Origin of the sequence: Rhodococcus sp. UFZ-B548 (assembly GCF_903819475.1) — a bacterium.
GTDB classification, from domain to species: domain Bacteria; phylum Actinomycetota; class Actinomycetes; order Mycobacteriales; family Mycobacteriaceae; genus Rhodococcus_F; species Rhodococcus_F erythropolis.
Genome location: NZ_CAIJDS010000048.1, coordinates 1 through 14,573, shown reverse-complemented (window position 1 = coordinate 14,573; position 14,573 = coordinate 1). Strand labels below are relative to the sequence as shown.

At 61.6% G+C, this 14,573-nt stretch carries 15 protein-coding genes and 1 pseudogene; 9 read left to right on the top strand and 7 right to left on the bottom strand.

Annotation, left to right across the window (positions count from 1 at the left end; all coding sequences use genetic code 11):
- Window positions 1-8: 8 nt before the first annotated feature.
- The 3 genes from H7C86_RS28980 to H7C86_RS28970 all read left to right on the top strand — a co-directional run bounded on the left by H7C86_RS28980 (window position 9) and on the right by H7C86_RS28970 (window position 3,436).
- Window positions 9-1,394, top strand: a complete 1,386-nt coding sequence (locus H7C86_RS28980; RefSeq protein WP_134998747.1) for an MFS transporter — start codon at window positions 9-11, stop codon at window positions 1,392-1,394.
- Between the two features lie 121 nt (window positions 1,395-1,515).
- Entirely contained in the window at window positions 1,516-2,952 is a 1,437-nt protein-coding gene (gene iri / locus H7C86_RS28975) for a rifampin monooxygenase Iri (RefSeq protein WP_019747678.1), read from the top strand.
- A 58-nt stretch (window positions 2,953-3,010) separates the two neighbouring features.
- Window positions 3,011-3,436, top strand: coding sequence for a hypothetical protein (locus H7C86_RS28970; RefSeq protein WP_019747679.1), 426 nt, complete (start codon window positions 3,011-3,013; stop codon window positions 3,434-3,436).
- Between the two features lie 98 nt (window positions 3,437-3,534).
- Here the strand turns inward: H7C86_RS28970 and H7C86_RS28965 are convergent, their stop codons facing one another.
- The 3 genes from H7C86_RS28965 to H7C86_RS28955 form a co-directional block, all read right to left on the bottom strand.
- Window positions 3,535-3,852, bottom strand: a complete 318-nt coding sequence (locus tag H7C86_RS28965) for a hypothetical protein (RefSeq protein ID WP_037119347.1) — start codon at window positions 3,850-3,852, stop codon at window positions 3,535-3,537.
- 61 nt (window positions 3,853-3,913) lie between these two features.
- Window positions 3,914-5,098, bottom strand: coding sequence for a phytanoyl-CoA dioxygenase family protein (locus tag H7C86_RS28960; RefSeq protein WP_182262723.1), 1,185 nt, complete (start codon window positions 5,096-5,098; stop codon window positions 3,914-3,916).
- Between the two features lie 95 nt (window positions 5,099-5,193).
- Window positions 5,194-6,189, bottom strand: a complete 996-nt coding sequence (locus tag H7C86_RS28955; RefSeq protein ID WP_134998749.1) for a Gfo/Idh/MocA family oxidoreductase — start codon at window positions 6,187-6,189, stop codon at window positions 5,194-5,196.
- An 80-nt stretch (window positions 6,190-6,269) separates the two neighbouring features.
- Between H7C86_RS28955 and H7C86_RS37895 the strand changes: the two genes are divergently transcribed.
- Together H7C86_RS37895 and H7C86_RS37890 are read left to right on the top strand one after the other, a co-directional pair.
- Window positions 6,270-6,725: a Gfo/Idh/MocA family oxidoreductase gene (locus H7C86_RS37895; RefSeq protein WP_308115612.1), complete on the top strand. Its 456-nt coding sequence runs from the start codon at window positions 6,270-6,272 to the stop codon at window positions 6,723-6,725.
- Entirely contained in the window at window positions 6,683-7,309 is a 627-nt protein-coding gene (locus H7C86_RS37890; RefSeq protein ID WP_308115611.1) for a hypothetical protein, read from the top strand. The genes H7C86_RS37895 and H7C86_RS37890 overlap by 43 nt, the downstream gene beginning before the upstream one ends.
- Here the strand turns inward: H7C86_RS37890 and H7C86_RS28945 are convergent.
- Both H7C86_RS28945 and H7C86_RS28940 read right to left on the bottom strand, forming a co-directional pair.
- Window positions 7,306-8,082: a TIM barrel protein gene (locus tag H7C86_RS28945; protein ID WP_081098366.1), complete on the bottom strand. Its 777-nt coding sequence runs from the start codon at window positions 8,080-8,082 to the stop codon at window positions 7,306-7,308. The two genes, H7C86_RS37890 and H7C86_RS28945, sit on opposite strands and share 4 nt — an antisense overlap.
- The gene (locus tag H7C86_RS28940; protein WP_019747685.1) at window positions 8,079-9,104 is read right to left on the bottom strand and encodes a Gfo/Idh/MocA family oxidoreductase; all 1,026 of its coding nucleotides are present in this window, start codon (window positions 9,102-9,104) and stop codon (window positions 8,079-8,081) included. The genes H7C86_RS28945 and H7C86_RS28940 overlap by 4 nt, the downstream gene beginning before the upstream one ends.
- A gap of 116 nt (window positions 9,105-9,220) precedes the next feature.
- Here H7C86_RS28940 and H7C86_RS28935 point away from each other — a divergent pair, with 116 nt between their 5' ends.
- The 4 genes from H7C86_RS28935 to H7C86_RS28920 all read left to right on the top strand — a co-directional run bounded on the left by H7C86_RS28935 (window position 9,221) and on the right by H7C86_RS28920 (window position 13,322).
- Window positions 9,221-10,222: a LacI family DNA-binding transcriptional regulator gene (locus H7C86_RS28935; RefSeq protein ID WP_182262722.1), complete on the top strand. Its 1,002-nt coding sequence runs from the start codon at window positions 9,221-9,223 to the stop codon at window positions 10,220-10,222.
- A gap of 160 nt (window positions 10,223-10,382) precedes the next feature.
- Window positions 10,383-11,384 (top strand): substrate-binding domain-containing protein, encoded by a 1,002-nt coding sequence (locus H7C86_RS28930; RefSeq protein ID WP_007727338.1) that lies wholly within the window; start codon window positions 10,383-10,385, stop codon window positions 11,382-11,384.
- Between the two features lie 63 nt (window positions 11,385-11,447).
- Window positions 11,448-12,506 carry an ABC transporter permease gene (locus H7C86_RS28925; protein WP_003940759.1) on the top strand — a complete coding sequence of 353 codons (1,059 nt, stop codon included), beginning with the start codon at window positions 11,448-11,450 and terminating at the stop codon, window positions 12,504-12,506.
- A gap of 3 nt (window positions 12,507-12,509) precedes the next feature.
- Complete coding sequence (locus H7C86_RS28920; protein WP_007727336.1) at window positions 12,510-13,322, top strand: ATP-binding cassette domain-containing protein; 813 nt, start codon at window positions 12,510-12,512, stop codon at window positions 13,320-13,322.
- A 58-nt stretch (window positions 13,323-13,380) separates the two neighbouring features.
- Here H7C86_RS28920 and H7C86_RS28915 read toward each other — a convergent pair whose 3' ends face one another.
- Both H7C86_RS28915 and H7C86_RS28910 read right to left on the bottom strand, forming a co-directional pair.
- Entirely contained in the window at window positions 13,381-14,382 is a 1,002-nt protein-coding gene (locus H7C86_RS28915; RefSeq protein ID WP_134998752.1) for a Gfo/Idh/MocA family protein, read from the bottom strand.
- A pseudogene (locus H7C86_RS28910) lies at window positions 14,379-14,531 on the bottom strand (inosose dehydratase); the annotation flags it as partial. The gene H7C86_RS28915 and the pseudogene H7C86_RS28910, both read right to left, overlap by 4 nt.
- Window positions 14,532-14,573: the final 42 nt, after the last annotated feature.

The following is a 14,573-nucleotide window of genomic DNA, read 5'->3' as shown; positions in this document are numbered from 1 at the left end:
CTGGTGCAGTGACATTTCCCCGCGGACTGGCGTTGCTCGTGGCAGCAGCACTGTTCATGGAGATGCTCGACGCGACGATTCTCGCAACCGCACTGCCGTCGATCGCCCAATCCTTCGGAGTTGACGCCGTCGACGTCAATGTCGCCGTTTCTTCGTACCTCCTGGTGTTGGCCGTCCTGATCCCGGCGAGCGGATGGATGGCCGACAGGTTCGGAACGCGACGTGTCTTCATCTCTGCCATAGCCGTTTTCACGGCGGCGTCGGTGGGATGTGCACTGAGCACCTCCCTCCCGATGCTGGTGGGGATGCGCGCACTACAAGGGGTAGGCGGCGCCATGATGGTGCCGGTAGGGCGGCTCGCAGTATTGCGGGTGACGTCGAAGGCGGAACTCGTACGGGCTATCGCTTACTTGACGTGGCCGGCGCTCACAGCGCCGGTTCTTGCGCCCGCTGTGGGTGGAGCCATCGTGTCGATCGCTTCGTGGCGCTGGATCTTTCTGATCAACGTTCCGATCGGGATCGTCGGGTTTCTGCTGGCATTGCGCATGGTGCCCGACATTCGGCAAACACAGAAACGGAGCCTCGACTGGCTGGGATTGGTGGTGATCGGAGCAGGCGTGGCAGTGCTTGTCGTGGCGCTCGACAGCGTGCACAGTGCCGGAACCGACTGGCTACGAGTGGGCCTCGGGATCATTGCGGCTCTGATCTTGTTGAGCTTGGCCGTCATTCACCTCATCCGGTCGGATCACCCGCTCATCGCGCTCCGCGTCCTCCGACTTCGATCGTTTCGGCTCGTCGCGTCGAGCGGCTCGCTGTACCGGCTCGTGATCATGGGCGTGCCGTTTGTGCTGCCGTTGTTGTTCCAAGTGGGATTCGGAATGTCGGCGTTCAAGGCCGGTCTGCTGGTGATGGCTCTGTTCGCGGGGAATATCGCGATCAAACCGCTCACCACTCCGCTCATGCGCAGATTCGGGATCAGACGAGTTCTGGTGGGAAACGGAGTTCTGTCCGTGGTGTGCTTCGGTGCGCTGGTACTGATCTCGTCGACGACACCGGACGTCGTTATCGCTGTCGCACTGTTTGTCAGTGGCGCGTTGCGATCCATCGGGTTCACCGCGTACAACAGCTTGGCGTTCGCCGACGTCGACTCGGGTGAGCTGACCGATGCAAATACTCTGCATGCAACGCTGCAAGAGTTGGCATCCGGTCTGGGTATTGCACTGTCCGCGTTGGTGATCACGCTCTGCACACCGTTGGCGGAGTCGGAGGATCTGAGCGGCGGAGTGCCGTTTTCTCTGACGCTGGGTGTTCTCGGGGCCATGCTGGTGCCGACGGTGATCGAGAGTTGGCGGCTCCCACGCGATACGGGTGCTGTGGTGTTGGTGCGCCGATAATGAAGCGTCTTCCGCCACCTTCATCATAACGCGGGACCCGGGGCTTGCGGCAAGGCCCCGGTGATGGTGCACACTCGTCTGCTGCGAGCAAGCAAAAGCCTTGCCCGAAGGAGGGGATCGCATGAGTGACGTCATCATTGTCGGTGCTGGACCAACTGGATTGATGCTGGCAGGTGAGCTCCGGCTACAGGGCGTCGATGTCGTCGTCGTGGACAAGGACGAGGAGCCGACTCAGTTCGTCCGTGCCCTCGGCATCCATGTGCGCAGCATCGAAATCATGGAGCAGCGCGGGTTGCTGGACAAGTTCCTCGCGCACGGCCGCAAGTATCCGCTCGGTGGATTCTTCGCGGGGATCAGCAAACCGGCACCCGCGCACCTCGATACTGCGCACGGGTACGTACTGGGAATACCTCAGCCCGAGATCGACAGGATTCTTGCCGAACATGCCACCGAAGTCGGCGCGGACATTCAGCGAGGGAAGCGCGTCGTCGCGATCCGTCAAGATACCGACAACGTCACAGCGGAATTGTCCGACGGCACAACACTTCACGCGCGTTACCTCGTGGGCTGCGACGGCGGCCGCAGCACTGTTCGGAAGCTGATCGACGTCGGGTTTCCCGGCGAGCCGTCGAGCGCCGACACGTTGATCGGCGAAATGGACGTGACCATGCCCGCTGATGAACTGGCCGCCGTTGTCGCCGAAATCCGGGAAACGCACAAACGATTCGGAGTCGGTCCCGCCGGCAATGGTGCTTTTCGTGTCGTGGTTCCTGCGGCAGAAGTTGCCGACGGCCGCGCAACACCGACCACCCTCGACGACATCAAACAACAGCTACTGGCCATTGCCGGTACTGACTTCGGTGTGCACTCGCCGCGGTGGCTCTCGCGCTTCGGCGACGCCACTCGTCTGGCGGAGCACTACCGGCGCGACCGGGTGTTTCTCGCCGGCGACGCCGCACACATCCACCCACCGATGGGCGGTCAAGGTCTCAATCTCGGTGTGCAGGACGCCTTCAACCTCGGCTGGAAGCTCGCCGCCGAGATCAACGGCTGGGCACCGGAGGGCCTGCTCGACACGTACGAATCGGAACGGCGTCCGGTGGCTGCCGACGTGCTGGACAACACGCGCGCCCAGGCCGAGTTGATCTCCACCGCTGCCGGACCACAAGCGGTGCGGCGCTTGATCTCCGAGCTGATGGAATTCGAAGACGTCAAGCGCTATCTGACCGAGAAGATCACTGCGATCTCGATTCGCTACGATTTCGGCGAAGGCGACGACCTACTCGGTCGGCGGCTGCGGAACATCGCGTTGACGCGCGGCAACCTGTACGACCTGATGCGATCCGGCCGCGGACTTCTGCTCGACCAGGGTGGCCAACTGTCCGTCGACGGTTGGAGCGATCGCGCCGACCATATCGTTGACACAAGCACTGAATTGGAAGCTCCGGCCGTCCTGCTTCGGCCGGACGGTCATGTGGCATGGGTCGGGGATACGCAGGCGGAGTTGGATACTCAGCTGTCCACATGGTTCGGCCGGTCGGCGAGGGACCGCGCGTGACCCTTCGATTTCGGTAACCGAGCACCGTGACACCTCGGGTGCACTACCGTTGCCGTTTATGGGACAAGGATTGGGGCAGATCGCGCCCGCGGCCTTGATCGCCGTCGGAGTGCTGATACTCACGGGCTGCACGACCAATGTCGATGTGCCGAAGACATTTACTGCCACATTGACGGTGACCGGTCAGGCAGAGCAAGTCGAGGCCGGCTCTGGAGAGTGCGTGATCGACTCGATCCGTGTCGCTCCGAACGACCAGATTCAAATTTTCGGGGGCAGTGGCGCTGCATCCGTCAGGTCGACACTCGAGGTCGAGGCAATCGATCAACTTCCTGACGGAATGAGCACGTGCTCCTACACCGCACATTTTGATGCCGTCCCCGCAAACCAGAAAAACTACGAGGTGAGCTTGGGCCGCTTTTCCCCGAAGTCGTTCAGCTCGGACGAGTTGGAAAACGGTGTCACCTATCAACTGCGCCGGCCCTGACCGAACCAGTTCTCCCTCACCCGAATTCTCGAACAGTAGCGATCCCTGTACTGCACGTCGAAAAAACCCCATACAGAATGTTGTATCTGGTGCAACTTTCAGTCAGCGTGCTTGGCGGTCCCTTCGCCTCCACGCTGTCGAGCCCTACCTGGATTGATGTGGAGCCGAACACCCTCATAGGTGACTGTGTACGGCACATCGTCATCGTTGTCCGGGTCGCCGGAGTCCGCAGGATCCGGCAGTTCCGCGATCTGTTCGATGACCGTCTGTGCTCGCGCCGCACCAGGATCGAACATTTCCTGAAACGGCCCCACGAACGAGCCACCGAGTCCGCGGCGCTTCGCCCGAACAGCCGCCCACCCGAACGTCGCCAACGGGCCGATCATGGCGAACAGCACTAACAAGTCCCACCCCATACTTCGAGCGTACCGACCGATCGGCATTAAGCGGCCCAAGTCTCTTCAGTGCTGCCGTCCCTCAGCTCATTCGTCTCTCGGACTGTGCCTTCAGTAGATCGGCCAGTCGACCAGGTGAGATCCGCTCGCGAACCGCCTCCGTCACGAGTTCGGCCTGCGTCTGAGGCGCGAGGCCGTCGATCGGTTGGTCTCGGTCCAGATTGGTCGGGAAGGCGTAGCCCTCGGCCGAGGCGGCGACGGCACACCGAACTGCCTCGTCGGACCCCGCCTCGCTGAGAGCGAGCAGTGCCGGATAGATCGCGTTGACGAGTGCCTCCCGGTCGATGGTTCCGAGGGCTCGACCGAAGGCCGACGACACCTGTAGGAGATTTGCCATACGCAGGACGTCGGCGGACTTGTTGTGGCCTGCCGCGTGGAACAGGGCTGGGTTGAAGAAGACGGCATCTCCCTTCTTCAAAGGTAATTGGACGTAGTTGGCTTCGAAGAACTCCTTGAACTCGGGACGCTCGAACGCGAGGTATCCGGATTCGAATTGCTGCGAGTACGGCAGATACTTGGTCGGGCCCGTCTCGGCCGGCATATCCACGTGGGCGACTGCACCTTGCAAGGTGAGGGCAGGGGTCAAGCGGTGAACATGCGCCCGAAACTTCGCGGCTACGTCGCTCGACATGAAACCGAGGTGGTAGTCGCGATGTGGATTCTGTGCGGCGCCACCGGGATTGACGACGTTGACGTCCGACGTCACCTGATACATGGGGCCGAGCCACGCTTCCGAAGCCAAAGCGACAATGCTGTTTGCGAAGTAGTCGACGTAAGCCTTGGGATCTTCGAGCGCCAACTTCAGTTGTGCGCTCCAGATTCGGTCATTGGCACCAGGTTTGGCGAAGTGATCTCCGGACGCTGCACCGGATTCGTGTTGGCGTGCAATGAGTTCACGGAAGACCGCGCTGGCGCGATCCAGTATCTCCGCGTCGAACGCGCCTTGAAAGACTGTGATGCCGGGGCCGGTGAGTAACGCCCGGGCGATCTCGTCTTGGATCTCGGCCCGGGTTTCAGGATTCGACGATTGCTCTACCAATGCTTCGGAGCGGTACAGAAGAACCCCGTCGGCCACTGAATCGGCGTACGGGTAATCGGCAAGGTCGGTGTCGTGCGCGACCAAAGCGGCGAAGTCGTCGATGTTGCAGTCTTCTCGGTGCAACCTACCTGCGGACGGCACGGTGTGGTTGGTCAGTGATGGAGTCATTCGGGGCCTTTCCTGCGGTGTTCAAGATGCGCTGTACCTCAAAGACTGCCAAGGAGAACCCATCGAAACTACCCCTGAAATCCATCAAAAAGACCTCAGAAACTTTCCCCCACGGGCTCGACCGAGACAGTTGTCCCCGCGGAGTGCATCGACTTGATCACGGCAGCTGCCACGAGATTTGCCCGCAGGCCGTCCGCGGCTGTGGCCAAGGTCGACGGTCTTCCGGTGCTCAATGCGTCGATCCACTCTTGAAATTGGCGCCGATACGACTCGGCAAAACGCGGAATCCAATCCGCCGCATAGCCGTACGAGTGGGATCGATCCGCGTCGGTGTGGATGACCACCGGTTCGGCGAGACGAGCGGCGCCGATTTCGCCCACGACCTCGCACCGAGTGTCGTAGCCGTACCGCGCGTTGAGAAAGACCTCGACCGTGGTGAGAACGCCGTCGGCGGTGCGCAGCATGATTATCTGCGGATCCTGGCGATCGTTCACCAGCGAACTCGAGCGCCCGCAGTGCCAGCTGGCTGCGACGACGGGGGAGTTCAAGATCCACGGCACGATGTCGAGTTCGTGAATCGCGGAGTTGGTCACCGTGGATTCCGAGCTGCCACCCGGGTAGGCGCTGACAGTGCGACTCGAGCAGTGCACGATCAGTGGGTCACCGATACGGCCGGAATGTGTTTCGGCCTTCAGCGCCACGTATCCCGGATCGAAGCGGCGCATGAATCCGACGCTCACAAGGGGGCTTTCGGGGTTCTCGGCCGCAGCGACGAGTCGGCAGTCCTCTGCTGTCACTGCGAGGGGCTTTTCACACAGAACCGGTTTTCCGGCTTCGACAGCAGCAAGCGTGAGGTCGGCATGCGTTGAATCATGGGAAGCGATGACTACGGCGTCCACACCGGCGTCGTTGATCAGTTTCAACGGATCGGTCACCCACCGTGCGCCGACTGCTGATGCTACGGACTTTGCTCGCTCTTGATCGAGGTCTGCAACCACAGAGACCCTTGCCCCGGAGACCGTGGAGTGGAGATTGCGGACGTGGTCGGCGCCCATGACGCCGGTTCCGATCACACCGACACGAATCGACATGAGGTTCCTACTTCCAGAGGATTGAAATGGACAACCTAATGTCCTTACATAATTCGAGGTTCGACTCTACAGTTCGAGGCATGACATCTTCTACAGTTCTGGAACTCCCTCGCACCCGGGTCCCTGATCCGGTCGACGCTCCGACTTTGCGCTGGGGGATCCTCGGGCCTGGCTGGATCGCACAGCGCTTCGTGGAGTCACTCCAGAGAAATACAGCGCAGGAAGTCACGGCCGTCGCTTCGCGCGGACTCACCCGCGCTCAGGCCTTCGCGGACAATTGGGGGATCCGACGCGCTCACGGTAGCTACGACGCTTTGCTTGCCTCCGAGGATGTGGACGTCGTCTATGTCGCAACACCGCACACTGCTCATTTCGATTGCGCGATGGCGGCATTGGATCACGGCAAGCATGTCGTGATCGAAAAGCCGCTGGCTTTGAACGGAGCGCAGGGACGGGCGATTCAGGAGCGGGCGGCTGCGCTCGGACTTTTTGCATGGAGGCGATGTGGACGTCGTTCCTGCCCAAGTTCGACGTGATCGACCAGATCCTCGAGGCTGGACTGCTGGGAACCATACGCACGGTTCTGGCCGATCACGGCGAACGGTTCGAGACCGATCATCGTATCTACGATCCAGCGCTTGCGGGTGGTCCACTTCTCGACCTCGGGACCTATCCGGTCAGTCTCGCGTATCGGGTATTGGGTGTTCCTACTGCGGTTGCTGCCCTGGGCGAGCCGGCGAATGACATGGTGAACGGCCAGATCTCAGCGGTTCTGTCCTGGGCAGGCATTGCTCAGGCCAGTCTGAACACCACGATCCTTGCTGACACGCCCAACACGGCCTCGATCTGCGGCGACAAGGGGATGATCGTTCTGGACTCGACGTTCTACCGGCCCGGGGCCTTCACTGTTCGGCTAGGTGACGGAAGATCTGCGCGCTACGACGATCCGGTCGACGGATACGTCGGAGGTCTCGCATTCGAGGCGGCCGAGGCGGCGCGGCGGATCACCGCCGGGGATATCGAGTCGCCGGTCCATCCGCTCGACGCGGCCATTGCGACGCTCGACATCCTCGACGAGATCCGCCGTCACGTGGGGATCACGTTCCCGGGTGAGGGCTAGAGCGTAAAGGCCTTCCGGAAAGCAGTGAGTGCGGTGTCACTGTCTCCGGATGCCCAGCCCTCCAAACCGATCGTGCCGGTGTAACCCTGGTCGGCGAGCACGCGTGCGATGGCGGGGTAGTTGATCTCGCCGGTTCCGGGTTCGCATCGGCCGGGTACGTCGGCCACCTGAATCTCGCCGATGTTGTCACCACAACGCCGCACGAGTTCGATGAGGTTTCCTTCGCCGATCTGTGCGTGGTAGAGGTCGAGCATCATCTTGAGGTTGGGGTGTGAGACGGATTCCACCAGTGCCAGAGTGTCTTTGGCGCGGGCCATCGGTACGCCGGGGTGATCGACGATCGTATTGAGATTCTCGAGGCAGAAGACGACTCCGGCTTCTTCGCCCAGTCTCGCGATCTTCTCGAGAGCGCGTTGGGCGGTCAGCCACATCGCTCCCGTAGTTCGATACTGCGGGCGCGCAGCCTGTCCGTCGATCAGCTCGCCGGTATGGAAGTTCAGCCGGGGAACGCCGAGTTTCGCTGCCGGAGCGAGGCATAGCGCCGCTGTGCGTACCAGTTCGGCGCTGCCGGCTTCGTCGAACAAATCGCCGTGGAGATAGCCGGTCATCGAGGAGAACCGAGCTCCGGTGGCGACCAGAGCATCGAGGTCCTTGTCTTGCCAACTCCAGATCTCAGCTGCGAACCCCGCCTCCGAGATCCGCCGAACACGCTCGACGACAGGGAGTTCGGTGAACGTCATCTCGGCAGAGACCGCCAAATCGAAGGGGCTCACTGCGGCACCGCCAGCAATGATACGGGTAGTCCGGTTTCCACGGATTCCTTTGCGGCCAATGCAATTTCCAGCGCATTGCGGGCATCCAGACCGTCGACCGACGGCGCGCTGCCGGAGCGGATGCAGTCTGCGAAGTGCGCCAACTGGGCGACATAGGCGTCGTGAAACAGTTCGATGTTCACCCGAGGTGTGTCGGCCAGAACGCCCGGTGAGCTGTAATGACGCATCGCGGTCCGCGTGACCTCGCCTGCACTCACCATTCCACCGGAACCGAAAACTTCGCCGCGAACGTCGTAACCGTAGGTGGCTTGGAAGTTGGCCTCGGCCGACGCGAGGGCGCCGTTGTCGAAGCGCAACTGAACCATCGACGTGTCGAGGTACCCCTGCTCCTTGTACTGCGGATGGATGAGAGCATCGGCCTGCGCGAACACCTCGACGACGCGTGCCCCGGGGTTGAGCCAGAGCAGAGCGTCGAAGTCGTGAATCAGTGTCTCGTTGAAGATCGTCCACGGCTTGACTCGGGAGGCGACGTCGGCGGTGATTCCTGGGTCGCGGGTCAGAGAACGAAGTAGCTGTGGGGTTCCGATCCCGCCGGCGGTGATCACGTCGTGGGCCGCGGTGAAGTCGGCGGCGAAGCGCCGGTTGAAACCGACTTGCAGCGCAACGTTGTTCGCGGCACACGCGCCGATCGCGCGATCGGCGTCCTCGAGTGTCAAGGCCATCGGCTTTTCGCAAAAGACATGTTTGCCGGCCTCCGCGGCGGCCACCACGAGATCGGTGTGAGTTGATGCGGGCGTACTGATGAGCACCGCTTCGACGGTCGGATCGGCAATCAGCTCAAGGGCGTCGGTGTACGCGCGGGCGTCGGGACTGACACGTTCGATCAACGACGCCGCAGCGCCGGGCGCAGGATCGGCGACGGCGACGAGACGGGTGCCGGGGATACGCAGCGCGACGGACTCGCCGTGGAAGCGGCCGATCCATCCGGCGCCAATGAGACCGACTGCAACAGAGGCAGACATGGGGGCTCCGTTCGGAGTGAGAATGAGGAACTAGATCGTTCTAGTCCATGCCAGTAAAGCGCCGGATGCGGCGCGCGTCAATGCTTCGGTGCTTATTCGCTGGAACGATCTAGTCTGTGGAGGTGAACAGTCGACGCCCCACCTTGCAAGACGTAGCAGACCTGGCCGGTGTGTCACGCGCTCTGGTGTCCATCGTCATTCGTGATGTCCCAGGTGCCAGCGATGCGACGCGGGTACGGGTCAAGGCGGCCGCGGACGAACTCGGCTATCGACCCGACAACGCGGCGCGACTGCTGCGCCAACATCGCAGCCGCCTGATCGGTGTCAGTTACGTTGCGGCGCAAACATTTCACGCGGAGCTGCTAGACGAAATCTATGTGGCCGCCGAACGGTCGCGCTACGACGTCGTCCTCAGTGCGGTCTCGGAGCGACGGCCGGATTCTCGTGCAACGCGGACCCTGCTCGACGACCGGTGTGAGGCGATCTTGCTGTTGGGTTCACAGGCGCCGGAAGCAGAGATCGTCGACCTGGCCGACAAGGTTCCCGTTGTCGTAATCGCGCGGAAGATGTCGTCAGTGCACGTGGATGTTGTCCGAACAGATGACGAGGCGGGCGCGGTGATGGCCGTGAATCACCTTGTCGAACTCGGGCACCGCTCGATCGCCCACGTCGACGGCGGGCGAGGCCCGGGCGCCCAGGAACGGTGTCAGGGCTACCGCAAGGCCATGCGAGCGGCAGGTCTGGAGCCGAGAATTCTTCCTGGCGGTCTCACGGAGGAGTTCGGCGCAGCTGCCGCCAGGTCGATGGTCGAGGGTGGGTTACCCGGGGCGGTCTTCGCTTTCAACGATCGCTGCGCGCTCGGAGTTCTCGACGTCTTCCTGCGTGCCGGGATCTCAGTGCCTGGCGACGTTTCCGTGATCGGATTCGACAACAGTGCATTGGCAGGTTTGGCGCACATCGATCTGACCAGTGTCGGGCAGGACACGGCGTTTCTGGGCGGCGCCGCGGTGGAGCGGATCTCCGAACGCCTCGACGGCGGAAGTGGGCCATTGGGCAAGGACATTGTCGCGCAGCCACAACTGGTGGTTCGAGGTTCAGCTGGACCCGCAGGGCATTGACCTGCAGTTTCGACTTCAACCAGTTTGTTCGGTCTTTGATAAGCAGTCCTAATGTCAGAACAAACTATTGACATTCGACTGTGACGGGTATTACATCTTTCACATACAACCGAGCACCATCCGTTCGCGGGCCGTTGGTTGATGTCGAGAGGGAGTTCACATGTCGTTTCTCACGGGACGCAAGAGCGTTGCCGTACTGGCCGGAGCCTCAGTCGTGGTCTTGGGTCTGGCCGCCTGTTCAAGCACCGGCGGAAAGCCGGATTCTTCCGGATCCGGAATGGGCGCGGGTACGGCGGACACGCCCCGCGCCACCATTGCGATGATCACTCACGAAGTTCCCGGTGACACGTTCTGGGATCTGGTGCGCAAGGGAGCCGAAACCGCAGCGGCCAAGGACAACATCGAGCTTCGGTACTCCGCCGATCCCGAGGCGCCGAATCAGGCCAACTTGGTTCAGAGTGCGATCGACAGCAAGGTCGACGGGATTGCCGTGACCCTCGCGAAGCCCGACGCCATGGTTGCCGCGGTCCAAAGTGCCACCGCTGCGGGCATTCCGGTGGTCGCCCTCAACTCGGGCCTCGAAACCTGGAAGGACATGGGTGTCAAGGAGTACTTCGGTCAGGACGAGTCGATTGCCGGTGAAGCTGCCGGCGAGCGACTCAACACCGAAGGTGCCACCAAGGTGTTGTGCGTCATTCAGGAGCAGGGCAACGTGAGCCTCGAATCACGTTGTGCCGGAGTGAAGAAGTCGTTCAAGGGAACGACGGAGATTCTCAACGTCAACGGCAAGGACATGCCGTCGGTGGAATCGACCATCACCGCGAAACTTCAACAGGACCCGGCAATCGATCGAGTTCTCGCACTCGGTGCTCCATTTGCTTTGACGTCCGTGACGTCGGTCGGCAATGCGGGCAGCAAGGCGAAGGTCGTCACTTTCGACACCAACGCGGCGCTCGTCGACGCCATCAAATCCGGTGACGTGCAGTGGGCAGTGGACCAGCAACCCTTCCTGCAGGGCTACCTCGCTATCGATTCGCTGTGGCTCTACCTCAACAACGGCAACGTGATCGGTGGCGGCTTGCCGACCCTGACCGGACCCGCGTTCATCGACAACACCAACATCGACTCGGTCGCCGAGTACGCCAAGAACGGAACTCGCTGATCCAGGCGCACGGAGGGCTGAGAGTCCGCCCTCCGTGCGCCTGTCCAGCACGGAAGGGAAATCATGTCCACTCAGGCAGATCTCGACCTTGCCGCCCACAAAGTCGTGACCGATGAACGGGTGAAGGAGCAAAAGCGCATTCAGCGCCTACTGCTCCGCCCGGAGATGGGTTCACTTGTCGGCGCCATCGCCATCTTCATCTTCTTCTGTATCGTCGCGGCACCGTTCCGTACGCCGGAAGCGCTTGCGACAGTGCTCTACTCCAGCTCCACGATCGGCATCATGGCTTGTGCGGTCGCCCTGCTCATGATCGGCGGCGAATTCGACCTTTCCGCCGGCGTCGCAGTCACCACGTCCTCGCTCGCCGCGTCGATGATCGCCTACAACCTGCACCTCAATCTGTGGGTGGGTGCGATTCTGGCGCTGGTCGTTTCGCTCGCGGTCGGATTCTTCAACGGCTACCTCGTCATGAAGACGAAGATTCCCAGCTTCCTCATCACCCTGAGCTCGTTCCTGATGTTGACCGGAATCAACCTGGCCGTCACCAAGCTCGTGAGTGGTCAGGTTGCCACACCCAGCGTCTCCGACATGGCCGGATTCGATTCCGCGAAAAAGGTATTCGCGTCGTCGTTCTCGGTCTTCGGGGTGTCCGTCAAGATCACGGTCGTGTGGTGGCTGCTGTTCACCGCGATTGCAACATTTGTTTTGTTCAAGACCAAGATCGGCAACTGGATCTTCGCGGTCGGCGGCAATCAGGACAGTGCCCGCGCGATCGGTGTGCCGGTGACCGCAGTCAAGATCGGTTTGTTCATGACCGTCGGCTTTGCTGCCTGGTTCGTGGGCATGCATCTGCTGTTCTCGTTCAATACCGTTCAGTCCGGTCAGGGTGTCGGTAACGAGTTCCTGTACATCATCGCCGCAGTCATCGGCGGTTGTTTGCTCACCGGTGGTTACGGAACCGCGATCGGCGCTGCGATCGGCGCATTCATCTTCGGTATGACCAACCAGGGCATCGTCTACGCAGGCTGGAACCCGGACTGGTTCAAGTTCTTCCTCGGCGCCATGCTGCTGTTCGCGGTCATCGCCAACAACGCATTCCGCAACTACGCTGCGAAAAGGTGACACATGAGTACCACAGCTGAAGTTCCCGCTCTCTCGAACTCGGGCGGCAACGTGCCACTGATCGAGCTCAAGGACGTCGGTAAGCAATACGGAAACATCATCGCGCTCAAGGGAATCAACCTGCGCGTCGGTGCGGGTGAAGTGACCGGTGTGCTCGGTGACAACGGTGCAGGCAAGTCCACGCTGATCAAGATCATCGCCGGTCTGCACCAGCAGAGCGAAGGTGAACTACTCGTCGACGGCGAACCGACAACGTTCCACTCGCCTAAAGAAGCGCTTGGCAAAGGCATCGCCACGGTCTATCAGGACCTCGCCGTTGTTGCGTTGATGCCGGTGTGGCGCAACTTCTTCCTCGGGCAGGAACTGCGCAAGGGTGGTCTGATCAAGTCGCTCGACGCCAACGCCATGCGCGCGACGACTCTTTCGGAACTGTCGAAGATGGGCATCGAACTGCCTGACGTCGACGCACCGATTGGTAGTCTCTCCGGCGGTCAGCGTCAGTGTGTTGCCATCGCCCGCGCCATCTTCTTCGGTGCCCGCGTGCTGATTCTCGACGAGCCGACAGCAGCGCTCGGCGTCAAGCAGTCGGGAATGGTGTTGCGCTACATCACCGCTGCCAAGGAACAGGGATTCGGCGTCATCTTCATCACGCACAATCCGCACCACGCGTACATGGTCGGCGATCACTTCGTGCTCCTCAACCGAGGCAGGCAGAAGCTCGACGCCAAGTACGACGACATCTCACTCGAAGAACTGACCAAGGAGATGGCGGGCGGTGACGAGCTCGAGACACTGACCCACGAGCTTCGCCGTTAGATCAAAACCTCGCGACTACAGCCTCGGTTCGAATCGAACCGAGGCTGTAGTCGTTTCGTCAGAGGATGGTCGTCGGCCGAACCCCGAGGCCGGAATGCATGTACGCCTCGTCGATCATCGTCATGTTGGCTACCGCGTCGCCCGGTCCGATCGGCAGCGCCGAGACCCCGGACAGATGATCGGCGAACGCTTCGAGTTGCCAGGTGTACGACGACTTCGTGCCCAGATGCTCGATACTCGTGCGCCCATCGACAGTGACGGAGACACGGTCGTCGACGTCCGGCTGGAGGAAGTTGTGCACCAGGACGTCTCCGTTGGTTCCGAAGACCCGGAAGGTGAAGTGGTACTGCTCGTCCAACATCGTTGTCACAACGGATGCCCGCGCTCCGCCGGGATACTCGAGTTCGATGTCGAACCACGAATCGACCCCCGGAGCGTATTCCTCGTGGCGGGTCTCGGTCACCACCGGCGCACCACCACAGACGTCACTCAGCATCCGGGAAGCATGTAACCCGTAGCAGCCCAGGTCCATCAGTGACCCGCCTGCCAAGGCGAGCTCCCACCGCGGGTCGTTCTCGGATGGTTTGGGCATCCGCAGTACGGTTTCCACTCGAGTGACCGCGCCGACTGTGCCGCTCCGAACCACATCCAGCAGGCGCCGGTTCACCGGATGAAAGAGGTAGTGGAACCCCTCGAGAAGCGTCACTCCGCTCACGCGTGCTGCTTCGGCTACAGCACGCGCTTCCACCGCGTTGCTCGAAAACGGTTTCTCCGTCAGCACGTGCTTGCCGGCCTGAACGGCGGCGAGATTCCACGGTCCGTGCAGGCTGTTGGGCAGCGCGTTGTAGACGACGTCCACCTCCGGATCCGAGATCAGCTCGGCGTACGAACCGACCACCCGTTCGATCCCATGCTGGGCTGCATAGGCTCTGGCCCGCTCGGGGCTGCGTGCGGCAACGGCCACCAGGCGGTGCCCGGTGGCCGTTGCAGGTTTGATCATCGCGTTCTCGGCGATGCGTGAGGCTCCCAGAATGCCTATCCGCAGCGGGGCAGGTGTCACAGAACCGACCGCAGATACTCGACGCTCGCTCGCACATCGCGCACCGGTCCCTCGTCGGACGGAGCCTCGGCCAGAATGGTGTCCTGCTCGAGCACGTACCACCCGTCGAAACCGTGGCGCTGCAATATGGCTGTGACACCCGAATTATCTGCACGCAGTTTTGACATATCTCAAAACCTTGCTGGTAGGCC